The sequence below is a fragment of the Kribbella sp. NBC_00359 genome, from assembly GCF_036097425.1.
GTDB lineage: Bacteria > Actinomycetota > Actinomycetes > Propionibacteriales > Kribbellaceae > Kribbella.
In genome coordinates this window covers 4,885,045-4,908,867 of the sequence record NZ_CP107975.1, presented here as the reverse complement: position 1 = coordinate 4,908,867, position 23,823 = coordinate 4,885,045, and the positions used below count along the sequence as shown (strand labels likewise).

At 69.5% G+C, this 23,823-nt stretch carries 30 protein-coding genes; 12 read left to right on the top strand and 18 right to left on the bottom strand.

Features of this window, described 5'->3' with window-relative positions; translation table 11 throughout:
* Window positions 1–38 precede the first annotated feature (38 nt).
* Window positions 39–1,055 carry a LacI family DNA-binding transcriptional regulator gene (locus OG876_RS24180; protein WP_328518901.1) on the top strand — a complete coding sequence of 339 codons (1,017 nt, stop codon included), beginning with the start codon at window positions 39–41 and terminating at the stop codon, window positions 1,053–1,055.
* Window positions 1,056–1,094: 39 nt separating this feature from the next.
* Window positions 1,095–2,261, top strand: coding sequence for a glycoside hydrolase 5 family protein (locus tag OG876_RS24175; RefSeq protein WP_328518900.1), 1,167 nt, complete (start codon window positions 1,095–1,097; stop codon window positions 2,259–2,261).
* Here the strand turns inward: OG876_RS24175 and OG876_RS24170 are convergent.
* Window positions 2,252–2,959 (bottom strand): TetR/AcrR family transcriptional regulator, encoded by a 708-nt coding sequence (locus tag OG876_RS24170; RefSeq protein ID WP_328518899.1) that lies wholly within the window; start codon window positions 2,957–2,959, stop codon window positions 2,252–2,254. The two genes, OG876_RS24175 and OG876_RS24170, sit on opposite strands and share 10 nt — an antisense overlap.
* 140 nt (window positions 2,960–3,099) lie before the next feature.
* On the opposite strand from OG876_RS24170, the gene OG876_RS24165 reads away from it, so the two are divergent.
* Genes OG876_RS24165 through OG876_RS24155 form a run of 3 tightly spaced genes read left to right on the top strand, consistent with a single transcriptional unit; the run spans window position 3,100 to window position 6,746 of the window.
* Window positions 3,100–3,525 (top strand): DUF1707 domain-containing protein, encoded by a 426-nt coding sequence (locus tag OG876_RS24165; RefSeq protein WP_328518898.1) that lies wholly within the window; start codon window positions 3,100–3,102, stop codon window positions 3,523–3,525.
* Window positions 3,522–4,271, top strand: a complete 750-nt coding sequence (locus tag OG876_RS24160) for an ABC transporter ATP-binding protein (RefSeq protein ID WP_328518897.1) — start codon at window positions 3,522–3,524, stop codon at window positions 4,269–4,271. The genes OG876_RS24165 and OG876_RS24160 overlap by 4 nt, the downstream gene beginning before the upstream one ends.
* A 3-nt stretch (window positions 4,272–4,274) precedes the next feature.
* Window positions 4,275–6,746, top strand: coding sequence for an FtsX-like permease family protein (locus OG876_RS24155; RefSeq protein ID WP_328518896.1), 2,472 nt, complete (start codon window positions 4,275–4,277; stop codon window positions 6,744–6,746).
* On the opposite strand, the gene OG876_RS24150 is transcribed toward OG876_RS24155, so the two are convergent.
* Complete coding sequence (locus OG876_RS24150) at window positions 6,732–7,226, bottom strand: SseB family protein (RefSeq protein ID WP_328518895.1); 495 nt, start codon at window positions 7,224–7,226, stop codon at window positions 6,732–6,734. The genes OG876_RS24155 and OG876_RS24150 overlap by 15 nt on opposite strands.
* 88 nt (window positions 7,227–7,314) lie before the next feature.
* On the opposite strand from OG876_RS24150, the gene OG876_RS24145 reads away from it, so the two are divergent.
* Window positions 7,315–7,821: a hypothetical protein gene (locus OG876_RS24145; protein ID WP_328518894.1), complete on the top strand. Its 507-nt coding sequence runs from the start codon at window positions 7,315–7,317 to the stop codon at window positions 7,819–7,821.
* On the top strand, window positions 7,808–8,485 hold the full coding sequence (locus OG876_RS24140) for a uridine kinase family protein (RefSeq protein ID WP_328518893.1): 678 nt from the start codon (window positions 7,808–7,810) through the stop codon (window positions 8,483–8,485). Before OG876_RS24145 ends, OG876_RS24140 begins: the two co-directional genes overlap by 14 nt.
* On the opposite strand, the gene OG876_RS24135 is transcribed toward OG876_RS24140, so the two are convergent.
* Genes OG876_RS24135 through OG876_RS24120 form a run of 4 tightly spaced genes read right to left on the bottom strand, consistent with a single transcriptional unit; the run spans window position 8,464 to window position 11,296 of the window.
* The gene (locus OG876_RS24135) at window positions 8,464–8,922 is read right to left on the bottom strand and encodes a group II truncated hemoglobin (RefSeq protein ID WP_328518892.1); all 459 of its coding nucleotides are present in this window, start codon (window positions 8,920–8,922) and stop codon (window positions 8,464–8,466) included. The genes OG876_RS24140 and OG876_RS24135 overlap by 22 nt on opposite strands.
* Before the next feature lie 4 nt (window positions 8,923–8,926).
* Window positions 8,927–9,715, bottom strand: a complete 789-nt coding sequence (locus tag OG876_RS24130) for a class I SAM-dependent methyltransferase (protein WP_328518891.1) — start codon at window positions 9,713–9,715, stop codon at window positions 8,927–8,929.
* The gene (locus tag OG876_RS24125) at window positions 9,712–10,950 is read right to left on the bottom strand and encodes an RNA polymerase sigma factor (RefSeq protein WP_328518890.1); all 1,239 of its coding nucleotides are present in this window, start codon (window positions 10,948–10,950) and stop codon (window positions 9,712–9,714) included. Before OG876_RS24125 ends, OG876_RS24130 begins: the two co-directional genes overlap by 4 nt.
* A 1-nt stretch (window position 10,951) precedes the next feature.
* Window positions 10,952–11,296 carry a YciI family protein gene (locus tag OG876_RS24120; RefSeq protein WP_328518889.1) on the bottom strand — a complete coding sequence of 115 codons (345 nt, stop codon included), beginning with the start codon at window positions 11,294–11,296 and terminating at the stop codon, window positions 10,952–10,954.
* A 92-nt stretch (window positions 11,297–11,388) separates the two neighbouring features.
* Here OG876_RS24120 and OG876_RS24115 point away from each other — a divergent pair, with 92 nt between their 5' ends.
* Window positions 11,389–12,276: an aldose 1-epimerase family protein gene (locus OG876_RS24115; RefSeq protein ID WP_328518888.1), complete on the top strand. Its 888-nt coding sequence runs from the start codon at window positions 11,389–11,391 to the stop codon at window positions 12,274–12,276.
* On the opposite strand, the gene OG876_RS24110 is transcribed toward OG876_RS24115, so the two are convergent.
* Genes OG876_RS24110 through OG876_RS24100 form a run of 3 tightly spaced genes read right to left on the bottom strand, consistent with a single transcriptional unit; the run spans window position 12,273 to window position 13,899 of the window.
* Window positions 12,273–12,734 (bottom strand): PH domain-containing protein, encoded by a 462-nt coding sequence (locus OG876_RS24110; RefSeq protein ID WP_328518887.1) that lies wholly within the window; start codon window positions 12,732–12,734, stop codon window positions 12,273–12,275. The two genes, OG876_RS24115 and OG876_RS24110, sit on opposite strands and share 4 nt — an antisense overlap.
* A gap of 1 nt (window position 12,735) precedes the next feature.
* The gene (gene hisG / locus OG876_RS24105; RefSeq protein ID WP_328518886.1) at window positions 12,736–13,584 is read right to left on the bottom strand and encodes an ATP phosphoribosyltransferase; all 849 of its coding nucleotides are present in this window, start codon (window positions 13,582–13,584) and stop codon (window positions 12,736–12,738) included.
* Between the two features lie 51 nt (window positions 13,585–13,635).
* Window positions 13,636–13,899: a phosphoribosyl-ATP diphosphatase gene (locus OG876_RS24100; RefSeq protein WP_328518885.1), complete on the bottom strand. Its 264-nt coding sequence runs from the start codon at window positions 13,897–13,899 to the stop codon at window positions 13,636–13,638.
* Window positions 13,900–13,981: 82 nt separating this feature from the next.
* Between OG876_RS24100 and OG876_RS24095 the strand changes: the two genes are divergently transcribed.
* The gene (locus OG876_RS24095; RefSeq protein ID WP_328518884.1) at window positions 13,982–14,386 is read left to right on the top strand and encodes a VOC family protein; all 405 of its coding nucleotides are present in this window, start codon (window positions 13,982–13,984) and stop codon (window positions 14,384–14,386) included.
* Here OG876_RS24095 and OG876_RS24090 read toward each other — a convergent pair.
* Entirely contained in the window at window positions 14,363–15,076 is a 714-nt protein-coding gene (locus tag OG876_RS24090) for an MBL fold metallo-hydrolase (RefSeq protein ID WP_328518883.1), read from the bottom strand. The two genes, OG876_RS24095 and OG876_RS24090, sit on opposite strands and share 24 nt — an antisense overlap.
* Between OG876_RS24090 and OG876_RS24085 the strand changes: the two genes are divergently transcribed.
* A complete protein-coding gene (locus OG876_RS24085) occupies window positions 15,075–16,100 on the top strand; it encodes a P1 family peptidase (protein ID WP_328518882.1) in 1,026 nt (341 codons plus the stop codon). The genes OG876_RS24090 and OG876_RS24085 overlap by 2 nt on opposite strands.
* Here the strand turns inward: OG876_RS24085 and OG876_RS24080 are convergent.
* Together OG876_RS24080 and OG876_RS24075 are read right to left on the bottom strand one after the other, a co-directional pair.
* Complete coding sequence (locus OG876_RS24080; RefSeq protein WP_328518881.1) at window positions 15,999–16,517, bottom strand: anthrone oxygenase family protein; 519 nt, start codon at window positions 16,515–16,517, stop codon at window positions 15,999–16,001. The two genes, OG876_RS24085 and OG876_RS24080, sit on opposite strands and share 102 nt — an antisense overlap.
* Entirely contained in the window at window positions 16,517–17,155 is a 639-nt protein-coding gene (locus OG876_RS24075) for an NAD(P)-dependent oxidoreductase (RefSeq protein WP_328518880.1), read from the bottom strand. Before OG876_RS24075 ends, OG876_RS24080 begins: the two co-directional genes overlap by 1 nt.
* 67 nt (window positions 17,156–17,222) lie before the next feature.
* On the opposite strand from OG876_RS24075, the gene OG876_RS24070 reads away from it, so the two are divergent.
* Window positions 17,223–17,705 (top strand): MarR family transcriptional regulator, encoded by a 483-nt coding sequence (locus OG876_RS24070; protein WP_328518879.1) that lies wholly within the window; start codon window positions 17,223–17,225, stop codon window positions 17,703–17,705.
* Here the strand turns inward: OG876_RS24070 and OG876_RS24065 are convergent.
* Entirely contained in the window at window positions 17,696–18,661 is a 966-nt protein-coding gene (locus OG876_RS24065) for a helix-turn-helix transcriptional regulator (protein ID WP_328518878.1), read from the bottom strand. The two genes, OG876_RS24070 and OG876_RS24065, sit on opposite strands and share 10 nt — an antisense overlap.
* A 62-nt stretch (window positions 18,662–18,723) precedes the next feature.
* Here OG876_RS24065 and OG876_RS24060 point away from each other — a divergent pair, with 62 nt between their 5' ends.
* The gene (locus tag OG876_RS24060) at window positions 18,724–19,686 is read left to right on the top strand and encodes a hypothetical protein (RefSeq protein ID WP_328518877.1); all 963 of its coding nucleotides are present in this window, start codon (window positions 18,724–18,726) and stop codon (window positions 19,684–19,686) included.
* 90 nt (window positions 19,687–19,776) lie between these two features.
* Here the strand turns inward: OG876_RS24060 and ribH are convergent, their stop codons facing one another.
* From ribH to ribD, 5 genes are read right to left on the bottom strand one after another with little or no spacing between them, the layout of a single operon-like run.
* Window positions 19,777–20,247 (bottom strand): 6,7-dimethyl-8-ribityllumazine synthase, encoded by a 471-nt coding sequence (gene ribH / locus OG876_RS24055; RefSeq protein ID WP_328518876.1) that lies wholly within the window; start codon window positions 20,245–20,247, stop codon window positions 19,777–19,779.
* Complete coding sequence (locus tag OG876_RS24050) at window positions 20,247–21,485, bottom strand: bifunctional 3,4-dihydroxy-2-butanone-4-phosphate synthase/GTP cyclohydrolase II (protein WP_328518875.1); 1,239 nt, start codon at window positions 21,483–21,485, stop codon at window positions 20,247–20,249. The genes ribH and OG876_RS24050 overlap by 1 nt, the downstream gene beginning before the upstream one ends.
* A gap of 1 nt (window position 21,486) precedes the next feature.
* Window positions 21,487–22,161 carry a nicotinamide riboside transporter PnuC gene (gene pnuC / locus OG876_RS24045; protein WP_328518874.1) on the bottom strand — a complete coding sequence of 225 codons (675 nt, stop codon included), beginning with the start codon at window positions 22,159–22,161 and terminating at the stop codon, window positions 21,487–21,489.
* The gene (locus tag OG876_RS24040) at window positions 22,158–22,763 is read right to left on the bottom strand and encodes a riboflavin synthase (RefSeq protein WP_328518873.1); all 606 of its coding nucleotides are present in this window, start codon (window positions 22,761–22,763) and stop codon (window positions 22,158–22,160) included. The genes pnuC and OG876_RS24040 overlap by 4 nt, the downstream gene beginning before the upstream one ends.
* Window positions 22,764–23,783 carry a bifunctional diaminohydroxyphosphoribosylaminopyrimidine deaminase/5-amino-6-(5-phosphoribosylamino)uracil reductase RibD gene (ribD, locus tag OG876_RS24035; protein ID WP_328526949.1) on the bottom strand — a complete coding sequence of 340 codons (1,020 nt, stop codon included), beginning with the start codon at window positions 23,781–23,783 and terminating at the stop codon, window positions 22,764–22,766.
* Window positions 23,784–23,823 lie beyond the last annotated feature (40 nt).

Genomic DNA, 23,823 nt, shown 5'->3' with positions numbered 1-23,823 from the left:
CGAGAGGGTGCCGAGACACCCTCGAAGGGAGGTGCCGGATGGCGAGACCGACGATCGCCGACATCGCGAACCGGGCCGGGGTGTCCAAGGGCGCGGTGTCGTTCGCGCTGAACGGGCGGCCGGGGGTCAGCGACGCGACCCGGGAGCGGATCCTGAAGATCGCCGAGCAGATGAGCTGGCGGCCGCACAGCGCGGCCCGGGCGCTGGGTGAGGGCCGGGTCGACTCGGTCGGCATGGTGATCGCCCGGCCGGCTCGCACGCTCGGTGTGGAGCCGTTCTTCGCGCACCTGCTGTCCGGCGTCCAATCGGGGCTGTCCGCGCGCTCGATCTCGCTGCAGTTGCTGATCGTCGAGGACACCGCGACCGAGCTCGAGGTGTACCGCCGGTGGGCCTCGGAGCACCGCGTCGACGGCGTGATCCTCGTCGACCTGACGGTGAAGGACCCGCGGATCGAGGAGCTCAAGGCGCTCGAACTGCCGGCCGTCGTGATCGGCGGCCGCGGCGGCAAGGGCGCGCTGGCTTCCGTCTGGGCCGACGACCGGGACGCGATGCTGTCGATCGTGGAGTACCTGGCCGCGCTCGGCCACCGCCGGATCGCGCACGTCGCCGGTACGCCCGTCTTCCAGCACACGCAGCGCCGGATCCGGGCGCTGCGCGACGCGGCGCCGCGGCTGGGGCTGACTGACGCACCGTCGTTGACCACGGACTTCAGCGACGCGGAGGGGGCGGCGATCACGCGGAAACTGCTGTCCCAGCCGAACCGGCCGACCGCGATCGTCTACGACAGCGACGTGATGGCGGTGGCCGGCCTGGGCGTCGCGATGGAGATGGGCGTCTCGGTGCCGGGCGACCTGTCGATCGTGGCCTTCGACGACTCGATCCTGACCCAGCTGATGCATCCGGCCCTGACCGCGCTGTCCCGCGACACCTTCGACTTCGGCCGCCAGGCGGCCGAGGTACTGCTCGAGGTGATCGCCGACCCCACCCAAGTGATCAACCGCCGCACCGCCGATCCGATCCTCACCGTCCGCGAGTCCACCGCTCCCCCGGCGTGAGGTTGCTGAAGATTCCTAAACCGTTTTAGCATCATGCGCATGCCCTCGGATCCCCGGTTCGGCGCGAACCACGTCCCCTCGGCCGGCTGGTTCTACAGCTGGCTCGACTACGACGGCGACGCCGTACGGCGGGACTTCGCGGACCTGGCCGGCATCGGTCTGGACCACGTCCGGGTGTTCCCGGTCTGGCCCTGGATCCAGCCGAACCGGGCGATCATCCGCGAGCGCGCGATCGACGACCTGCTCGACACCATCGACGCCGCCGCCGAGCACGGACTGAGGGTCGCGGTCGACCTGATCCAGGGCCATCTGTCCAGCTTCGACTTCCTGCCGTCGTGGGTCTTGACCTGGCACAAGACCAGCCTGTTCGAGGATCCGACGGTCCGCGACGGGCTCACGGCGTACGTCGACACCGTGGCGCGCGCGGTCGCGACGCGGCCGAGCGTCTTCGCGATCACGCTCGGGAACGAGGTCAACAACCTCTGGCCGGACAGCGCGACCGGCTTCGAGAGCTCGTCCGCCTGGGCGCTGGATCTGCTGACCACGGTGAAGGAGGCCGCACCCGATGTCCTGGCGCTGCACTCGCTGTTCGACGACGCCTGGTACAAGGCCGACCACCCGTTCCACCCCGTTGATGTCGTGGAACTGGGTGACCTGAGCACTGTCCACTCGTGGGTTTTCAACGGGGTCTCACGAGTGGACGGTCCCCTCGGTCTGGCGACGCTGACGCACGCGGACTATCTGGTCGAGCTCGCTGCGGCGACGTCGCTCGATCCGGCGCGACCCGTGTGGTTGCAGGAGATCGGCGTACCGGGTCCGGACATCCCGGTGGAGCTGCAGGCCGAGTTCACCCGGCGGACGGTCGAGTCGGTGCTGCCGAATCCTGCGCTGTGGGGTGTCACCTGGTGGTCGTCGCATGACATCGACCGGCGACTGCTGGACTTTCCGGATCGGGAGTACGACCTGGGCCTGTTCACCGTCGACCATCAGCGGAAGCCGGCCGCGCAAGCGCTCGCGGACTTGATCGCGGACGTCCGGGCGAACGGCGTACCGCCGCAACCGGCGCCCACTACCCTGACGTCGCCGGTCAACCTCCGCACGCAGCCGCACCGGCGGCCGGAAGTTGCCCCCGGCAGCGAATTCCACCGGCAGTGGGTCGTGGCCCGTGCCGACGGCCCGGTCCGGATCGTCCTGCCTCAGGACTGACGGTCGATCAGGACCTGGATGCCGTCGAGGATCCGGGTCAGACCGAACTCGAGCTCGTCGTCCAGACCGTCCTCGTACTCCTGGTTCGTGTACAGCGCAGTCAGCATCGGATAGCCGCCCGCGATCAGCCGCGGCACGAGGAACCGGCCGACCTGCTCGGCCTGCACGGGCGTGTTGTCACTGGCCCCGAGCTGCCGCGCCAGGTTCGCGTAGTTACGCGCATATCCGTCCAGGAGCATCAGGCAACCAAGGTTGTCGTGCTGACTGAGCCCGGTCCCGGCCATCGCCTCGAGGATGGCTTCGATCCAGCGCAGCACGTTCGGCGTCACCGGCGCACCCCGGATCGGGACCTCGAGCAGCCAGGGGCGTACGGCGTACAACTCGACCTGGGCGTTGACCCAGGTGGTCGCCGCCGGCCGCCAACCGGACGGGAGCTCCGGAGGTAGTCCGACCGCGGTGTCGTGGACCAGCACGATCAGCTCGTCCTTGGATCGCACGTACCGGTACATCGCGTTCGTGCTGACGCCGAAGTGCGCCGCGATCTTCTGCAGCGAGATCGCCTCGAACCCGTGCCTGTCGCCGAACTCGATCCCGGTCGCCACGATCCGCTCGACCGACAGCGCCGGCTTCGGCCCACGCCGCTGCACCGGCTGCACACCCCATGACAGCTCCAGCCCCGGCGGCAAGTCCTCCTTCATACCCTCCATCCTCGCGTACGACGGCCGAACGGAAGAGGGGTGCTAGCACCACCCTGGAAACGGGTCCTGGACACCGGGCGGGAAAAACTGTTCAACCCATACGCTTTTTCTCGTCAGGACATCCCCGAAAGGACCCTCCGATGAACATCGTGCTCGACACCCTGTTGCTCCCCGACCAGCTCGAACTGTCCGCCAAGGATCGGCAGTCCGCCGCCGCCAAGCTCGAAAGCGCCGTCCGGCGCGGCAAACTCACGCCACCGCAGGCCCTCGACCGGTTCGAGTACCTGGACGCAGCCCGCACCCGCGGCGACCTCCGCCAGGTGTTCGACGGCGTGAGCGACGCGATCCCGCCGCGCGGCCTCACCGTCGCGCTGCGAGCAGCCAGCGCGGTCTGGCTGATCACCTGCGTGGTGCAGTTCGTGGTCTGGGTGGCGCTGGCGGCCTTCGGTCACTTCGACTGGCCGTGGTGGCTGTGGTCGGATCTCGGCCTCGGCCTGGTCGTCGCCATCCTGTGGTGGACCAACGAGTCGTACCACCGCAAGACCGACGTACTGGTCAGCCAATGAGCGCGCCCGTCCAGCTCACGGACATCCGCAAGGTCTACGGCACCGGCCCCAGCGCAGTCACTGCGCTGGCCGGTGTCACCTACGGCTTCGAGGCCGGCACCTTCACCGCGGTGATGGGACCGTCCGGCTCCGGCAAGAGCACGCTGCTGCACTGCGCCGCAGGCCTCGACTCGCCGACGTCCGGTGACGTGCAGCTGTCCGGTCAGTCCCTGCGCACGCTCGACGAGACCGCGCTGACCGAACTGCGGCGCGAGTACGTGGCCTTCGTGTTCCAGTCCTTCAACTTGATGCCGGCGCTGACTGTGCGGCAGAACGTCGTACTGCCGCTCACCCTGGCCGGGAAGTCACCGGATGAGGCGTGGGTGTCCGAGGTGATCCAGCGTGTAGGCCTCGGTGAGCGCGTCCGGCACCGGCCGAGTGAGTTGTCCGGTGGGCAGCAGCAGCGGGTCGCGATCGCTCGGGCGCTTGCCGGGCGTACGGCGATCACCTTCGCGGACGAGCCGACCGGCGCACTCGACACGGTCACCGCGCTCGAGGTGCTGGCGCTGCTCCGCAATCAGTCCCGCGCGCTCGGCCAGACCATCGTGATGGTCACCCATGATCCCGTCGCCGCGTCGTACGCCGATCGCGTCGTCTTCCTGGTCGACGGCCGGATCGTCTCGGAATCACCCCACCCGACCGCCGAGAACGTCGCCGCGGAACTCGCGCGGCTCAGCGCCGGTCGCCTGTCCCGCTCGGAGAGCTGAACCATGATCCGCCTCGCCCTCATCACCCTGCGGTACCGCACCGCGGCGTTCCTCGCGGTCTTCGTCGCGGTTCTGCTCGGCAGCGCCCTGCTCAGCGCAGCCGGCGGCCTCCTCGAAACCGGCCTCCGGCTCAACGCTCCACCCCAGCGCCTGGCCGCCGCCCCGATCCTCGTCACCGGGGACCCCGCCTACCACCCACCCAACGGCTCCGGCTCCGCCGCCTTTCCCGAACGCCACCCAGTCGACGCCGGCTTGGCCACCAAGCTCGCAGGTACGCCGGGAGTCGCCCAAGCAATCCCAGACCGCTCGTTTCCGGCGGCCGTCAGCCCAGGAACAACCCCTCTGATCGGACATGGCTGGGCTTCGGCACCTCTGACGCCGTACCAACTGAAGGCCGGACATGCGCCGCAGACCGGTCAGGTTGTCCTCGACCAGCGCCTCGCCGGCTCTGCCAAGCCAGGCGACCAGGTGACCGTCGCGCTGAGAGGCGACCCCAAGACCTTGACCCTGGCCGGGATCGCGGCCGCCCAGCACGAGGTCGACGTACCGTCCGTGTTCCTCGCGGATATCGACGCCGAGCGGATCTCCCCCGCCCCCGACGCGATCGGGGTGTTTCCGGCGGCCGGGACCTCGGTACGTGAGCTGGCCAAGCGGCTCGGGTTGCCCGAGGGCGTCCGGGCGTACACGGGTGACGATCGCGGTGCCGCGGAGTACAGCGGGATCGCCACCAGCCTTCCGCTGATCATCATGTCCGGCGTCTTCGGTGGGATGGTGGCTGTGGTGATGGCGCTCGTGGTGTCGGCCACGATCGGCCTGTCGGTCCGGCAGCGACGCCGCGAACTCGCGCTGCTGCGAGCCAGCGGCGCGACGCCCGGCCAGGTCGGCAAGATGGTGATCGCCGAAACGATGCTCGTCGGCGTGATCGGCCTGGTGCTCGGCCTGCTGTGCGGACGGATCGCCGGCACCTGGATCTTCGGGATGCTGGCGGACGGCGGCATCGTGCCGTCGCAACTGCGGTTCGATCAGGGCCCGCTGCCGTTCGCGGGTGCGGCGATCCTGACCTTCGTGGTGCTGCGCGTCACGGTTGGCTTCGCGGCCGGCCGGGCAGCCCGGATCCGTCCGATCCAGGCGCTGGCGGAGGCCGCCGTACCGAACGTCGAGCTGGGCCGGATCCGGCTGATCGTCGGCGCAGTGTTCGCCGCGGCGACGGTGTCGATCGCGGTCTCCACACTCTTCATGAGCCCGGCGAACGCGGCGGCGATCGGCGGACCGGCCGGTCTCACCGGCTCCATCGCGGTGGCGATCCTCGCGCCGCTGGTGATCCAGCGGGCACTGGTTCCGCGGCTCACGGCGTTGATCGAGAAGCGCGGTACGAGCGGCGTCCTCGCGGTGATCAACCTCCGCGTCCGGGCCGTGCAGTTCGCCGCGATCCTGATCCCGATCACGATCGCCACGACCATTGCTCTCGGCAACATCTACGCGCAGACCACCCAACAGAAGGCGGCCGTCGAGGCGTACACCGACAACCTGGCCGCGGACGTCGTCATCACGAGCACGTCGGGCGGCATCCCGGCCACGCTGACCGAGAGCGCACGTTCACTGCCCGGTGTGACCGCGGTGTCCGAACTGGTCCGCAGCAAGGGCTGGATCGAGGAGCCGTACGACACCTCACACACCAGCGACGCGTGGCCGCTGCTCGGCCTGAACGGCCCGGTCTACAAGGGAAAGGTCACCAAGGGCTCACTCGACGACCTGACCGACAACAGCGTCGCCCTCCCGCCTGGTACGGCGAAGAAGCTCAAGGTCGACGTGGGATCAGAGATCGGGCTGCGCCTCGGCGACGACGCCCTCGTGAAGCTCAAGGTGGTCGCGCTCGCCGAAGGCCCGTCCGGCTACGAGTCGATACTGCTGCCGGCGAAGCTGCTCGCCGCGCACACGACGACCGGGCTGCCCGGCCAACTGCTGCTCAAGACCGACGACAAGAAGGCGGCGCTCACGTCCGACCTGTCGAGGTGGCCGGGAGCGACGGCCGGGGATCGGGACCTGCTCGGTGCCGGGTACGACGCCGGTCTCGGTGTCGACGCCTGGATCGCCTACCTACTGGCCGGGATCGCCGTCGCATACACCGCGATCGCGTCGATCAACACGATCGCAGTCGCGGTGCTCGATCGGCGGCGGGAGTTCGGGCTGCAACGGCTGACCGGGTCGACACGTCGGCAGGTACGCCGGATGCTGACCCTGGAAAGTCTGGTGATCGCGGCACTGGGACTGGTGGTCGGGATGATCGCGGCGGCCTTCACCGTACTCCCGATCGCGGTCGCGACCCGGGGCTGGCCGATCCCGTCCGGTCCGGTCTGGATCCTGTTCGCCTGGGTCGCCGTGGTCCTGCTGCTGGTGCTGCCGACCACCGCGATGACCGGCCGGATCGCGATGCGCCCCAAGCCGATGGACGCCCTCAGCTCACCGGTCGGCTGACTCGATCCACGCGTAGCCGCCGTCTTCCAGGCGAACCACCTGGAGGCCGGCGGCCAGGCGCCGTACGTCGTCGGTCTCGATCACGCCGGTCGCCGGGCCGGCGATGTCGAGGACGATCGCGGCGGCCCCCTCCTGGATGGCCGCGGTCGCGACCAGCTTGGTCTGCGCCGGCATCGGCCGGGCGTCGGCGCTCCAGCGGACCAGGCTCTCGGTTCCGGTGAAGGCCAGTAAGGCGTTGCGGCCGTCCTGGCCCTGGAGCAGCGCGACCGCCATGTTCGACGTCTTGTCGTGCGCCAGGCCGTTCTCGTCGTACTCGACCTCGCCGAGCATCGCGACCACCGGCACCAGCAGCCGCGCCTTGGTCAGCGCCGCCAGCATCGCGCCGTGGTTACCCTCCGCGAGCGCCTTCGCCAGCGCGGGGTCGGCCGACCCGTCGTCGTTGTCGAACCCCGTGAACGCCAGTCGCCGTTGTGGTTGCACCCGGCCATTGTCCCCGGAGCGGGGTTTCAGGGTGGCGTCAGGGCTGTTCCCCTCTTGGTTCCGGCGCGGACTGTGCGAGCCTGGGTATGTGCCTGACTTCAACGATTTGACGCTGCTGCCGTTCTGCGTAGGCCTCACGCTGCTCGGCCTGATCGGCTCGTGGGCCGCGTGGCGGCGCCGCGGGGTCGCGGCCGGCACGCGCGGCGTGGCCTGGTCCCTGCTCCCGGTCTCGCTGTACCTGACCGGGCTGCTGGAGCTGGTCTGGGACATCGTCAGGTCGGCGGTGAGCTGGCTCACCCACCTGATCTTCTCGCCGACAGTGTGGGCCGGGGTCGCGCTGTTCGGCGTCTCGGTGGTGCTGTACGTCGTCTCCGGCGTGGCTCGCGGCCGCCGCGGAGACACCGAGAAGGCGCCGAAGGCACAGAAGTCCAGACCCGCCTCGCCCGCGGGCGAGCTGACCGCCACGGGTCCCGCACCCGCGTCGGCCGCTCCCGCCAAAGCTGCCAAGCCGTCCAAGGGGTCGAAGGCCAAGCAGCAGGATTCGTCGGAGTTCGACGAGATCGAGGACATCTTGAAACGCCATGGAATCAACTGATATCGCCGCTGACCACGGCACCCTCGCCCCCCTGACCATCGACTCCCTGCTCGACAACGTCCAGTCCGGCCCGCCTCGCCTCGGCCGGACCCGGCTGATCGGCATCGACGGACCGGCCGGCTCCGGCAAGTCCAGCCTCGCGGCGAACGTCGCGGCCCGGGCCGAGGCCCGCGGACTGCACACCGCCGTCATCCACATGGACGACCTGTACGACGGCTGGTCCGGAGCCGAGCGTGGTTTCGGCCTGCTGCGCGACCACGTCCTGCAGCGGATCGCCGACGGCCGCGAAGGCCGGTACCGGCGCTACGACTGGCACCTCGGCGCGTACGCCGAGTTGCACGTCGTACCGGTCACGATCGAGCTGCTCATCGTCGAGGGCGTCACCTCGTGCGACCGCGACGCCGGCCACTGGCAGTCCCTGCGGCTGTGGATCGAGACGTCGAACGAGGTCCGCCTGGACCGCGGCATCGAACGCGACGGCGAGGCCCAGCGCGACCACTGGCTGGAGTGGATGCGGTGGGAGCGCGACCATTTCGCCGACCAGGCCACCCGCTCGCGCGCCCACGTGATCGTCGACGGCAACCCGTCGATCCCGCACGACCCGGCGCTGGAGATCATCACCAAGTCGGTGGCACTACCGCCTCACGACTCCGCCGCTTCCTGAAGGCCGTCCCAGGACCACTGCGGGATGCGGAGGCCGTCCGGCACGTCGTCGGCCGAGTCGTGGTACTGCGCCATCGGCCCGGTGGTCGCCCACGAGAAGTAGTCGTGCAGCAGCGCGCGCAGCCGGTCGTCGGTCAGTCCGACATCGGCGAGCGCCTGGTCGAAGCACGCGATCGCCCGTCGATCCATCTCCTCGTGCTGACCGTTCCCGCTGTGCAACCGGACGACGGACGTCTCGTCCCCGTAGGTCCCGGAGTACGCGGCCGGTCCGCCGAGCGCCTCACCCCAGTACGCCGCCAGCCGCTCACTGTGGTCCGGCCGGAACCCGTGGCTGAACGCGTGACTCACGATCTCGTCGGCCATCACCCGCTCATGCCACGCATGCGCCAGCCGCAGCATCCCGTCAGCCCCACCCGCCGCCTCGTACACCGTCTGCATGGAGTCAGTCTGCACTCGTCGCCTTCCGGACCGCGAGCAGCCTGGCGTGCGGATGATGGACCCACTCTCCCGCGGGCGCCTGGTCGACGTACTGCTTGCGGAGTTCCGCGATGAAAGCGTCGCCCCGGGCGAGCGCGAGCGCCCGCAGCGGTCCGGCCCGGTCCGCGGCGTCGAAGTACGCCGCTGCGCTCGGGTGGGTCATCGGATAGGCCACGAGCTCGTCTCGCTCGACGACCGCGTCGCCGAGGGCATCCACGAGTCCGTCCTCCCACGAGCGGTCCGTGCGGTCTTCCAGAACCGTGTCGAGGAGGGCGAACGGCCCGGTGTCCTCGGCGACCTCGGGCCAGTAGACAACGCACATCCGGCCGCCGGGCCGGAGCGCGCCGAACCACGAGCTGATGGCTGCCGCCGGGGCCGGTAGCTGCTGCAGACCGAACACCGACACAACCGCCGCGCAGGAACCGGACCATCGCGGATCAAGCGCCGCGGCATCACCCTGGAAGACGTCGACGTCCGGCAGCCGACGTGCCCGTTCCCGGGCCAGCCGCACCATCTCGGCCGACAGATCGATGCCGACGATCGCCCGCCCGGGAAACCGCGGTGCGAGTAGGTCGAGCTCGGGGAAGGTCCCGCAGCACGGCACCAGGACGGGCCCGTCGGGCACCTCGGCCACCGCCTCGACGGCAGCCTTCACCCAGGGCGCGAAGCGGGGCACGAAGTACGCCTGATAGCCATCGGCCGCCTCGTCCCATCCCCGCGCCGTCCGGCTGAGACGCTCGTCAGGCTCGGTCATCGGATCTCCTCCGTCGATGTCGTGATCGCCGCGAGCCGGCGGCGGACGTGGTCTCGTTCCGGTTCGGCGCCGGCCAGGCTCAACGCCCGCTCGTACGCCGCGGTTGCCTCGGGCAAGCGTCCGATCCGGTGCAGCAGGTCGGCGCGGGCGAGGGCGAACGGGTGGTAGTCGAGTAGGCGGGGTTCGCCGGCGAGCTCGTCCAGCAGCGCCAGCCCGGCCTCGGGTCCGTCGCGCATCGCGATCGCGGCGGCGCGGTTGAGCGCGATCACCGGAGACGGGTCGATCGCGAGCAGGACGTCGTACAGCGTGACGATCTGCGGCCAGTCGGTGCCGGCGAAATCCGCGGCCTCGTCGTGGAGGGCGGCGATCGCGGCCTGGACGGCGTACGGGCCGGCCGAGCCGCCGGTGAGGGCGGCGACCACCAGGTCCCGGCCTTCAGTGATCATGGCGCGGTCCCAGCGGTCGCGGTCCTGGTCTTCGAGCAGGATGATCTCGCCGTCGGGTCCGCTGCGTGCGTCGCGGCGGGCGTGGATCAGCAGCATCAAGGAGATGAGTCCGGTGACCTCGCGCTCCTTCGGGAGCAGCCGGTGCAGGATCCGGGCCAGCCGGATCGCCTCCTCGGCGAGGTCGAGGCGTTGCAGATACGGGCCGGAGCTGGCGGCGTACCCCTCGGTGAACACGGAGTAGATCACCTGCAGGACGCCGGGCAGGCGCTCCGGCAGCTCGTCGGGGCCGGGGACGCGGAACGGGATCCGCGCCTCCCGGATCTTCGTCTTCGCCCGGACGATCCGCTTCGCCATCGTCGCGGTCGGGACCAGGAACGCCCGCGCAACCTCCGGCGTGGTCAGCCCGGCCAGGCAGCGCAGGGTCAGCGCCCCCCGGTCCTCGGGCGCGAGCGCCGGATGCGCGCAGGTGAAGAACAGTTCCAACCGCTCGTCCGGCAACTGGCCGTCCACGGATGGCGGCGCGGCCCGGTCCGCCTCGACCTGGAGTACGGCGAGTTTGGCGGCGTACACCTGGTCACGCCGCAACCGGTCGACCGCCTTCCGCCGGGCTGTGGTCATCAGCCAGCCGCCCGGGTTCGGCGGTACGCCGTCGACCGGCCAGCGCACCAGCGCCGCCTCGATCGCCTCCGAGGCGACCTCCTCGGCCAGGTCGAGGTCGCCGAACCGCCGGACGAGCGCGGCCAGCAGCCGGCCGCGCTCCTCCCGGAAGACCTCCTCGACCTGGTCCACGTCAGAACTCCGCGACCGGGCGGACCACCACCGAGCCGCCGGCCCGCGATCCCGGGCATTTGGCCGCCCAGTCGAGCGCGACGTCGAGATCGGGTACGTCGATCACGAAGAACCCACCGAGCACCTCCCGGGTCTCGGCGAACGGCCCGTCGGTGACGGTCCGCTGACCGTCGTTGGCGACCTGCACCCGGGTGGCAGTGACCAGGTCGGCCAGCGATTCCGACGCCACGACGACGCCCGAGTCGTTGATCTCCTTGTCGAACCGCATCCAGTCCTCCGGCTCACACCCGACCGCTCCCCCGCTCACGTCGAGCTCACCGGCGTTGATCAAGAGCATGTACTTCATCAGAACCTCCTGTCAGCGTGTTTACAGCATCACCACGAACGGGGTCCCCTCCGATGGACACCGTCGACCGGAAATTTGTGAGGATGGGTCCCATGAGCGTCTTGCCTTCCGGAGAGCAGTGGATGGTCCAGGCCGGCGGGTACGCCGCGACCGTGGTGAGCGTCGGCGGTGGGCTCCGCGGGCTCACGTACGACGGGCGGCCGCTGCTGCTCGGGTACGGCGAGGACGAGCCGGCGCACGCGGGGATCGGCCAGCAACTGTTCCCGTGGCCGAACCGGATCTCTGACGGGAAGTACACCTTTCAGGGCGTCGACCAGCAGCTCGCTCTGACCGAGCCCACCGGGCAGAACGCGATCCACGGCCTGACTCGCTGGGCGAACTGGGAGCGCTTGGACGACGGGACCGATCCGGCGGTCGTCGAGGTCGGCTACCGGTTGCACGGGCAGCCCGGGTACCCGCACCAGCTCGACCTCCGGCTCGGCTACCGCCTGGACGACGGGCTGACCGTGACCGCCACCGCGACCAACATCGGCGCGAGTGACGCGCCGTACGGGTATGGAACGCACCCGTATCTCAGCGTCGGCCGGCTGATCGACGAGTGTGTGCTCGAATTCCACGCGAACGAGTGGCTCGAGGTGTCGCCGGAGCGGATGACACCGATCGGGCTGTTGCCGGTCGACGGATCGCCGTACGACTTCCGCGACGGGCGGGCGATCGGGAAGCTCGACATCGACAACGCGTTCACCGGTCTCGGCGGCGGCTCGTGGTCGGTCACGCTGACCGATCCGGACTCCGGCACCAAGGCGGTCCTGACCAGTGACACGCCGTGGCTGCAGCTCTACACCGGCGCCGCGATCGGACGTACGGCGCTCGCCGTCGAGCCGATGACCTGTCCGCCGAACGCGTTCATCACCGGGCAGGACCTGATCGTCCTGAAGCCCGGTGAGTCGCACACCACGACGCTCCGGGTGTCGGCCTAGATCTCCGGGTGCCTGGTGGCCGGGCCGGCGCCGTGTTCGCGGGCCACGGCCGCCAGCTCCTTGGCGGCCCGGCTCGCCCGGGATCCTTCGGCGGCCTGGACCGCGAGGATCCCGAGCCGGTTGCCGTCGGCATCGAACAGCTGGAGCCAGGCGTCGCCGGAGCGGAACCGCAGCGCCGAGATGTCGCCCCACGGCACCGTGTACGACTTGAACACGTTGCGCACCCGCAGCCGGTCCGGATACGCCGTGACCCGGAGCGTGGTCATCCGGTACAGGATCCACATGATCGCGCCGAAGAACGCCAGCAGCGTGAGTCGCTGGAACCAACTGAACGACTCGCGCGCGTCCCCGGGCAGCCGGAACCAGATCACGCCGAACACGGCGATCAGCGACAGACCCATCAGACCGGCCATCAGCGCCACGATCCGCGGATGGAAGGTGAACAGCCGGTCGGTCATGTCAGATCCGGCAGGCGTGGATGTCGGTGGTGAGGATGGCACGTGCGCCCACCTCCCACAGCTGGTCCATCAGCCGCTGCGCGTCGGCCCGCTGGACCATCACGCGGACGGCGACCCAGCCCTGGCGGTGCAGCGGCGAGACCGTCGGCGACTCGAGGCCGGGCGCGACCGCGGTCGCGGCGTCGACGTCCTCGGCGCGGATGTCGTAGTCCATCATCACGTAGTTGCGCGCGATCAGGACGCCCTCGAGCCGGCGGACCAGCTGCTGGATCCCGTTCGGCGGGGTCTCCACGCCGTGCCGTTTGATCAGCACGGCCTCGGACTTCAGGATCGGGTCGCCGAACACCTCCAGTCCGGCCTGGCGCAGCGTCGTACCCGTTTCGACGACGTCGGCGATCACGTCCGCGACGCCCAGCTGGACGGCCGACTCGACCGCGCCGTCGAGGCGGACCACAGCGGCGTCCACGCCGTTCTCGGCCAGGTGATCCTGCAGGACCCCGGCGTACGACGTGGCGATCCGCTTGCCGGCCAGGTCCTTGACCGAGTCGGCGACGCCCGGCCGACCGGCGAACCGGAAGGTGGACGAGCCGAAGCCGAGGCTCATGATCACATCGGCGTCCGCGTGCGAGTCGAGCACCAGGTCGCGGCCGGAGATGCCCACGTCGAGCGTCCCCTCACCGACGTACACGGCGATGTCCCGCGGGCGCAGGTAGTAGAACTCGACCTCGTTGGCCGTGTCGGTGAGAGTGAGGTCCTTGGTGGTCCGGCGCTGTTTGTATCCGGCCTCGGTGAGCATCTCGATGGCGGCTTCGCTCAACGAGCCCTTGTTGGGTACTGCGACGCGCAGCATGGCACTGCCCTTTCGATGGTGAGGTGGACCGGTGGGTCTGTGGGGCGTCTCCTACAGATGTCGGTACACGTCGTCGAGGTCCAGGCCGAGCGCGTGCATCATCACCTGGGCGTGGTAGAGCAGCTGTGACAGCTCTTCCGCGGCCCGGTCCTTGCTCTCGTACTCGGCAGCCATCCAGGACTCGGCGGCCTCTTCGACCAGCTTCTTGCCGATCGCGTGCACGCCGGCATCCAACGCCGCCACGGTCCCGGAACCCTCCGGCCGCGTCGCCGCCTTCTCGCCCAGCTCGGCAAACAGCTCCTCAAATCTCTTCATCGCGCGCCCAGCCTACGGGGCCGGTGCGGCGGGATCGTCCCCAGGTCCGGTAGGCGGACCCGTTCTGTGGGTTACTGGTGTCGTGGACGAACAAGTGCAGATCTCGGTGATGCTGGCGGTGCCGGACGCACCGGCCGCGGCGGAGTGGTACGCGCGGGCGCTCGGCGCCGTGGAGCTGTGGAACCTGGGCAGCGTGATCGGCCTGAGCGTCGGCGGCGCGGCGTTCTTCCTCGGCGAGCCGGGCAACAACGGCTGGGCCACGCCTGAGGCGGTCGGCCTCCCGACGGTGCGGGTCGAGGTCTTCGTGGACGACCCGGACACCTTCATCCAGCGCGCCGTCGACGCCGGCGCAGACCCGCGAAAGGACCCGGTACGCATCCACGCGATGCCCTGGGGCCCACACCGGCAGGGCACGTTCCTGGACCCCTTCGGCCACCTGTGGTTCGTCGGCGACAAGTCGCCGCTACTGCCCCATCAGGGCGGCTGACAGGGTGCGTGGGGGCGAGTGGGCGTCGACGTAGTAGGAGTGGCGCTCGGACAGGAACTGCTTGACCATCGCGTAGTCGAGGGTGTCGTCTGGCGCGCGCAGGTGGAACGGCGGTGGATAGAAGGCGTCGCCGAGCAGCACGACGCCGGAATCGGTCGCCACCAGGGAGTCCGGAGCGTGGTTGCCACCGACATGACGCAGTACGACGCCTGTCGGCAGCGTGAGCGTGTCGTCGAAGGTCTGGTGCGGGAGGACGATCCGGAAGTCCGCCCAGTCGGGGACCGCGAGGGCGCGGGCGCGGAAGCTGGAGCCAAGTTTGGGGTTGGCTTTCACCTGGTCGTAGAGGTAGCGATGGCTCCACGGGCGATCGGCCTCGGCGCGGAGAAGCTCGACGGACGCGGCGTGGGCGACCACGGTCACGTCGCCCGGCCAGGCGCAGGCACCCCACGTGTGGTCCCAGTGGTGGTGGGTGTAGACGAGCCACTTCGGCGCGGGCAGCCCGGCGGTCGCGATGGCTGACTGGATGTCGCGAGCATGGTCGGGGCTGTTGCCGGCGTCGATCAGGACGCTGCCACGGTCGTCGGCAATGACGGCTACGGACGGGCGGACCGCGTCGGGGTCAGGGTCGTGGGGGTAGAGCCAGACCCGGCCGGTCAAGTGTTCGAGCACCTGGCCGACGATAGTGCGCATGCACACTCCCCGCAGAGTCCGTGACCTCGGCGTCGTCGTCGGCGCGCTGCCGCCCGGTGCGCTCAACGCGATCACCGACGTACCTGGGGTGCGGGTGGGGCAGACGACGATCTCCGGTGGCGATCTCAACACCGGGGTGACGGCGATCGTGCCGGACGGGTACGCCGACGGGCTGCCGGCGGCGGTTGCGGTCGGCAACGGGTACGGCAAACTCGTCGGCTCCACCCAGGTCGACGAACTCGGGGTGATCGAGACCCCGATCCTGCTCACCGGGACGTTGAGTGTCTTCCGCGTCGCCGACGCCTTCCTCACCTGGCTGCTCGACCGCGACCCGAACGCCACCAGCCTCAACCCGATCGTCGGCGAAACCAACGACGGCTACCTCTCTGACATCCGCCGCCGCCCGATCACCCCAGAACACGTCCACACCGCCCTGGACTCGGCCTCCCCCGCCCTCCCAACCGAAGGCTGCGCCGGAGCTGGCACCGGCACCACGGCCCTGGGTTTCAAAGCCGGGATAGGCACCGCGTCCCGCACCCTCACCCCACCGCCACACACCGCCACCGCCGCCTCCCCCGCCTCCGCCGCCGCCGGCGTGGGCACCGTCGGTGCTCTGGTTCAGTCCAACTTCTCCGGTCTGCTGACGGTCCTCGGCACTCCGATCCCGGCTCAGCCGCTCGACGCCGACGGCAACTCCTGCATGATCGTCGTCGCCACCGACCTCCCCCTCGACGCCCGCCAACTCGGCCGCCTGGCTCGCCGCGCGATCTTCGCGCTCGCCCGCGTCGGCTCCGACTACTCCCCCGGCAGCGGCGATTACGCCATCGCGTTCACCACCAACCGCACGCCGAGCTACGCCGACCGCGACCTCCGCGGCCCGTTCCAAGCCGTCACCGAGTCCGTCGAAGAAGCCCTCCTCAACTCACTGACGATGGCCCACACCACCACCGGCTTCCAGGGCCGTACGGCGTACGCCGTCCCCCACGATCTGGTGCGTGCGGGTCAGCGCGGCCGCGATCAGTGAGCCGAACGCCGCCATCGCCGCGAGAGTGCGGATCAGATGTGCGACCTGCCAGTGGTCGCGCACGCTGGACCAGTCGGCCGGCGGGTTCTGCACCGACCACGACGACTGGTCCGCGTTGATCGGCAGGTTGATCGCGAGCGTCGTCGCGAACACGACCAGCAGCAGCGCGACCGCCACCAGAACCACCCGCCGATCGTTGCCTCGGGCCCGGATTGCGAGCACCAGCGTGGTCACGATCGCCGGGATCAGGGTCACCGACGCGAGCGTGTCCAGCCGGTCCAGCTCGACCAGCCGGACCTGCGTGTAGACCGACGCGTCGAACCCGCGCAACGAGTTCTCGAGCACCAGAACACACAGCAGGAAGCCGGCGAAGAGCCCGCTGAACAGCAGACTCACCCCACGCACGACCCGGGTCATCAGTACGCCAACCCGACCGGCTGGTTGATCGTCGCCGGATCGTCGAGCACCGCGAGCATCAGCTGAGCCACGTCGGCCCGCGAGATCAGATATCCCCGCGTGACCGTCCCGCCGACAACTGTCCGATACTTCCCGGTCAGCGCCTTGTTCGTGAGCTTCGGCGGCCGGACGATCGTCCACGCGGCCGAGCTGCTCATGATGTCCGCCTCCATCACGCGCAGATCGGCGTACACATCGGCGGCGAAGGCGTTGATCATCGGGTACACCACCCGCCGGTTGAGGAAGCTCTCGTCCGCCGGCACCGGTCCGATGGGCGCGGCGCTCACCGCGACAAACCGCCGTACGCCGACCGCGGACAGCGCGGCCAGGATGGAACGCGTGCTCTCCGACGCGACCGGCCCGTCCTTGCGCCCGCGCGCCCCCACCCCGGAGATGACCGCCTCGCTGCCGTCCACCGCGTCTCGTAGCGGCTCCGCCTCGCCCAACCCGGGCACCCGGAACACCTCCAGTGACGAGTGCTCCAGGTCGAACGCCGACGACGTACGCACCACCGCCGTCACCTTGTGCCCCGCGTCGAGAGCCTGCCGGACGACGTGACCGCCGATCCCGCCCGTCGCCCCGAACACCGTGATCTTCATTCCGAACTCCTTCATGCGCTACCGTGAAATCTGCTCTGTAACTCATATAGTACGGAACTCATAAGATATGGAACAGACACAAGATAGTGACGCGCGCCACCGTCGCCGCGCCGGGAACGAGATCAAGGCCGCGCTCCGCGACCTGCGGATCCAGCTCGCCCTGCTGAACCACCAGGTCGGCGGCAAGCTGGCGCTGAAGGACGTCGACCTCGACTGCCTCGACGTACTGGCGCGCAGCGGCCCGCTGACGCCGAGCGCCCTGGCCCGCCAGGCGGGGCTGCACCCGGCCACGCTGACCGGCATCCTCGACCGGCTCGAACGGGCCGGCTGGATCGCCCGCGACCGCGCCCGGGCGGACCGCCGCAGCGTCACCATCCGCGTCCTGCCGGACCGCGGGATGGAGGTGTTCCGGCTCTACCAGCCGATGATCGGCGCGATGGACGACGTCCTGGCCGGCTACAGCGAGGCCGAGCTCGACCTGATCGCCGGCTTCCTCCGCCGCAGCAGCGAGGCGGGCGAGCGGGCCAACGACCAGTTAGCTCAGGAGTAGAGGTCGGACAGCGTGCGGCCGAGCCTCGCCAGCTCGGTCCGCAGCTCCGGCGGCTCCAGCACCTCCACGGCATCACCGAACCGGCAGAACGCAGCCGCCGCGTTCGGCACCGACTCGATCGGCAGTGTGACCGTCACACTCCCGTCCTCGGCCGGCTCAGCCGCCGCGACCGCCTTCACCAACTGCGGGAACGAGACGTCATGCATGCGCCCGACCAACCACGCCGACACCCGCAGTACGGCGTACGCGGTGAAGCGGACCTGGTCGAACTGATCGAGATGCTCCTGCCAGTACCGCGATAGGTCGAAATCCTCGGCCCGCTCGAACTCCTCCTCGGTCGGCGTCAGCTCGAGGATGTTGGAGACCCGGTACGTGCGCATCCCGCTGGCGGTTGCGGCAACGACGTACCAACTGCCGTTCTTGAGCACCAGCCCGTATGGCTCCAGCACGCGCTCGACCTTGCGCGGCTTCTCCCACCGGCGATAGAGCACCTTGATCCGGCGGTCGTGCAGTACGGCGTCGGCGACGGCGGCGAGATGCGGTGAGTTCTCGGCGTCCTGGTACCAGGCGGGCAGGTCGAGGTGGAAGCGGTTCTTCAGCCGACCGGCGCGATCCCGCTGGTCCGGCGCCAGCGCGGCCAGCAGCTTCAGCTCGGCGCCGCTCGTCTCCGCGGTCAACCCGAACGCCGCGGCGGCGCCCGGAAGGCCGACCAGGAACAGCGCGGCCGCCTCCTGCTCGGTGAGTCCGGTCAGCCTGGTCCGGTACCCCTCGACCAGCCGATAGCCGCCGGCCCGCCCCTGATCGGCGTACACCGGAACGCCGGCCGCCGCGAGCGCCTCGACGTCGCGGTAGATGGTCCGCAGCGACACCTCGAGTTCGTCAGCGAGCTCACGCGCGGTCAACTGCCGCCGCGTCTGCAGCAACAGCAGGATCGACAGCAACCGACTCGAACGCATGCTCCGAGGTTAGCCGCAAACACTGCCATGACCTGTCAGGTATGGCAGCGAAGCTGTGTTGCATGACGACATGGACCAAGGTGACCGGCGACTTCGACTTCCTCAACGGGTACTTCGACGTCCGGCACCGAACCTTGAAGCAAGCCTTCGCCGGCAGCGACGAGTGGCTGGAGTACGACGGGACGACGACGGCACACACGTACTTCGACGGAGCGATCAGCATCGACGAGATGCGCTTCCCGACCAAAGGGTCGTACGGCCTGTCGGTGCGGTTGTTCGACCCGGTCGCCAAGGAGTGGAGCATCTGGTGGATCAACAGCACCACGATGCAGCTGTATCCCCCGGTGCGCGGCGGCTGGTCGGAGGACGGCTCGACCTGCCGGCTGGTCGGTGAGGACGAGCTCGACGGGAAGCCGATCCTGTGCAGCTACGAGTGGTCGGACATCACCGCGGAGACCGCGCACTGGGAGCAGGCCTACTCCAACGACGGCGGCGAGACCTGGGAAACCAACTGGATCATGGACTTCACCCGCCGGGCCACGCCCCCACCTGCTCTCGACATCCCCAAGGTGACCGGTGATTTCGACTTCCTCGTCGGTCGCTGGGACATGCACAACAGCCGCCGCAAGCCTGTACTGGGCGAGCCGGCCGAGTGGTACGACATGCAGTCCGAGATGGAAGTCACGACGTACTTCGACGGAGCGATCAGCTTCGACGAGGGCTGGTTCCCGACCGAGGGCTTCCGCGGCGCGACCCTCCGCATCTACAACCCCGCGTCGAAGACCTGGGCCATCCACTGGATCAACAGCCTCCGCGGCCAACTGGAAACCCCCGTCATCGGCTCCTTCGCCGAGGACGGCATCGGGACCTTCGAGGGTCCGGACGTCTGGGACGGTCAGCCGATCGACGTCCGCTTCCTCTGGACCCCAGGCGTCGACAAGGCCGCCTGGGAGCAATCCTTCTCCACCGACGGCGGCAAAACCTGGCTCCCCAACTGGAAAATGCAACACACCCGGATCAAGTAGGGGTGACCTTCCCACGCGTGCTACGCAGTCACTCCTTCGCCGCGACCGCTACGCAGGAGTGGCCGCGTAGCACGCGTGGGGAAGAAGTGGTTAGAGCTCGCGGATTGCCAGCAGCGTGGAGAGGGCTGCTTGTGTTGCTTCGTAGCCCTTGTCTTCGCGGCTGTCGGGGAGGCCTGCTCGGTCGAGGGCCTGGGGGTCGTTGTCGCAGGTGAGTACGCCGAAGCCGATCGGGATGCCTGTGCTCACGCCGACCTGCATGAGGCCCTCGGTCGCCGCCTGGCAGACGTACTCGAAGTGCGGGGTGTCACCGCGGATCACCACGCCCAGCGCCACCACAGCGTCGTACCCGTTCTTGGCCGCGTGCAGCGACGCGACCGGGAGCTCGAAGGACCCCGGCACCCGGATCACCGTGTAGTCGGTGACGCCGGAGTCGTCGAGCGCGCGGATCGCACCCGCGACCAGAGAGTCGGTGACCTTGGGGTGCCACCGGGCCGCGACGATCGCGACCCGGGCCCCGTCCGCGCGCGGGACCTCGATGGTTGGTGCTCCACTGCCCGACATCAGCCGGCTCCGTTCTCTTCCGTGAGTACGCCGCCGGGCAGATGATGACCCATCCGGTCGCGCTTCGTCCGCAGGTAGCGCAGGTTGTGTTCGGTCGGGTCGATCGAGATGCTGCGACGCTCGACCACGTCGATGCCGTACCCCTGGACCCCGGCGAGCTTGTCCGGGTTGTTGGTCAGCAACCGCACCTCTTTCACGCCCAGATCCGCGAGGATCTGCGCGCCGGTGCCGTAGTCGCGCGCATCCGCCGGCAACCCGAGATCCAGGTTCGCGTCAACCGTGTCCCGGCCCGCGTCCTGCAGCTCATAAGCCTGTAGCTTGTGCAACAGCCCGATCCCACGCCCCTCATGCCCGCGCAGATACACGACAACACCGCCCTCAGCCGCAACCTGCCGCATCGCCTCATCGAGCTGCGGACCACAGTCACACCGCAGCGAGCCGAACACATCACCGGTCAAGCACTCCGAGTGCAACCGCGCCAGCGTCGGCCCGTCGCCGATCTCGCCGCGAACCAGCGCCAGCTGCTCCGACCCGTCCACCGTGTTCCGGTAGCCGTGGGCAACGAAATCGCCGTACTGCGTCGGCAGCGTGGTCGTCGCGACGCGCTGGATCTGTGATTCCGTACGGCGGCGGTACCGGATCAGATCGTCGATCGACACCAGCACCAGCCCGTGTTCGTCGGCGAACGTCCGCAGCTGCGGACCGCGCTTCATCGTGCCGTCGTCGTTCACCAGCTCGGAGATGACCGCGGCCGGTGTCAGCCCGGCCATCCGGGCCAGGTCGATCGACGCCTCGGTGTGCCCGGGCCGGACCAGTACGCCGCCCTCGCGCCCGCGCAGCGGGAACACGTGGCCCGGCTGGACCAGGTCGTACGGCTCCGAGGCCGAGTCGGTCAGCACCCGGATCGTCCGGGCCCGGTCGGCCGCCGAGATCCCGGTGCTGATGCTGTCACGGGCGTCGACCGAGATCGTGTACGCCGTACGCATCCGCTCCCGGTTGTGCGGCGTCATCAGCGGGATGCCGAGCCGGTCGAGCTCGGCGCCCTCCATCGGCACGCAGACCACGCCGGAGCTGTACCGGATCAGGAATGCCAGCAGCTCCGGGGTCGCCTTGGACGCGGCGAAGATCAGGTCGCCCTCGTTCTCGCGGTCCTCGTCGTCGACCACGATCACCGGCCGTCCGGCCCGGACCTCGTCGATCGCATGCTCGATCGTGTCGAGCTTCAGCACGTTACCCATGTCATCCCACCACCACTGGTTCGGGCGTGCCGACGCGTTCGCGGTTCTGGATCTTCCACCAGGACGCGAAACCGAGCACGCAGAACAGTCCGTAGACGACGTACATCGCCGCCGACGGGTAGAACTTCGCCTGTACCAGCAGCGGTACGCCCACCACGTCCACTGCGATCCAGATCAGCCAGAACTCCACGAACCCGCGAGCCATCCCGTACGTCGCCAGGATCGAGCCGGTCAGGATCCACGCATCCCACTGCGGACCCCACGAGCCCAGTTCGCGGAGGACGACGTACGCGATCGCGTAGAGGACCACCGCGATGCCGAGCAGCTCGAGCCGTTCCCGCGTCGTCCCCCAGCGCGGCTGCACACCCGTGGTCGCGCCGTGATGCCGGGTCTGGTACCAGCGATACCAGCCGTAGACGCTGATGATCGCGAAGAACACCTGGCGGCCGGCCTGCCCCCAGAGGTCCTTGTCCTGCGGGGTGTCGAAGACCCCGCCGACGAAGACGGTGAACAGCAAGACGTTGCCGACGATGCCGATCGGCCAGGCCGCGACCCGACGGCGCATGCCGAACAGAGCGCTGGCGAGACCGAAGCCGTTGCCGACGATCTCCCGGACCAGGACTGCCGAACCGGCGATCACCACCTGCGAATGCAGTAGCCAGTCGATCGGGTTCACTTGGCGCCTCCGTTGAGCAGTCGTTCGACGTACTTGGCGATCACGTCGACCTCGAGGTTGACGGTGTCACCGACCTGGTTGGCGCCCAGCACGGTGAGTTCGAGCGTGGTGGGGATCAGGCTGACCCCGAACGTCCCGGTCGCGTCGTCCACGTCGGTGACGGTCAGCGAGACCCCGTCGATCGCGATCGAGCCCTTCTCGGCGACGTACTTGAGGATGTTCGCGGGCGCGGCGATCCGGACGTCTTCCCAGTGCTCGGACGGCGTCCGGCTCGCGATCGTGCCGACGCCGTCGACGTGACCCTGGACGATGTGGCCGCCGAGCCGGGCGTGCGCGGCGACGGCCCGCTCCAGGTTGACGCGCGAACCCTTGGCGGCCTGGCCGAGGCTGGTGCGCTGCAGCGTCTCGCGCATCACGTCGGCGGTGAACGTGCCGTCGCCGGTCTCGACGACGGTCAGGCAGCAGCCGTTGACCGCGATCGAGTCGCCGTGGCCGGCGTCCTCGGTCACCAACGGGCCGCGGATGGTGAGCCGGGCGGCGTCACCTTCGAGCAGGTCGAGGGCTTCGACGGTGCCGAGCTCCTCGACGATTCCGGTGAACATTCAGGGTGTCCTTTGCGGTTCGAGCGGCGTCAGGATCAGCCGGACGTCGTCGCCGAGGCGGGTGACGTCCGCTAACTTGAACCGCCGCAGGTGGTCGATCGATTCCGCGCCCAGGTCCCCGATCGCGGCGTACCCGGAGCCCAGCACCGCCGGGGCGATGTACGCGACGATCTGGTCGACGAGCTGGGCGCGCAGGAACGCGGCGGCCAGCGTCGGGCCGCCTTCGAGCCAGAGGTGCCGGATCTGCCGGTCGTCCAGCTGCCGAAGCACCTCGGAGGGATCGTGGGTGGGCAGGAGCAGGGTCTCCGCGCGATCGTTGCGGACCTTCGCGGTCGGCGGGATCTCGCGGTCGCCGACCACGACGCGGAGCGGCTGCCGAGCGGCCGGTACGTCGTTCTCGTCGCGGACCGTGAGTTCGGGGTCGTCGTCCAGCACGGTCTGGGTGCCGACGACGATGGCGTCGCACTCGGCCCGGTGCCGGTGCACGTCGGCGCGCGCGATCGGGCCGGTGATCCACCGGCTGGTCCGGTCCGGCGCCGCACTGCGCCCGTCGAGCGTGGTGGCGAACTTCCAGGTGACGAACGGCCGCCCCATCCGCACGCTGTGCAGCCAGACATGGTTGACTGCCTCGGCCTCGGCCTCCAGCACGCCTTGCTCGACCTGGATGTTCTTGCGGCTCAGCTTCTCGGCGCCGCCGGACGCCTCGTTGTTCGGGTCGGGTACGGCGTACACCACGCGGGTGATCCCGGCCTCGATCAGCGCATCGGCACACGGCCCGGTCCGGCCGGTGTGATTACAGGGCTCCAAGGTCACGTACGCCGTACCGCCGCGGGCTCGTGGTCCCGCCATCCGCAGCGCCTCGACCTCGGCATGGGGGCCACCGGCAACGGCATGGAACCCCTCACCGACCGGATGCCCGTCCGGGCCGGTGATCACGCAGCCCACCACCGGGTTCGGGTGGGTACTGCCGACACCTTTAGCGGCCAACTCGATCGCACGCCGCATCCAGGCGACGTCCATCGGCGAAGTCTTGCTCACCACGGCCCCTCGTCGTCACGGA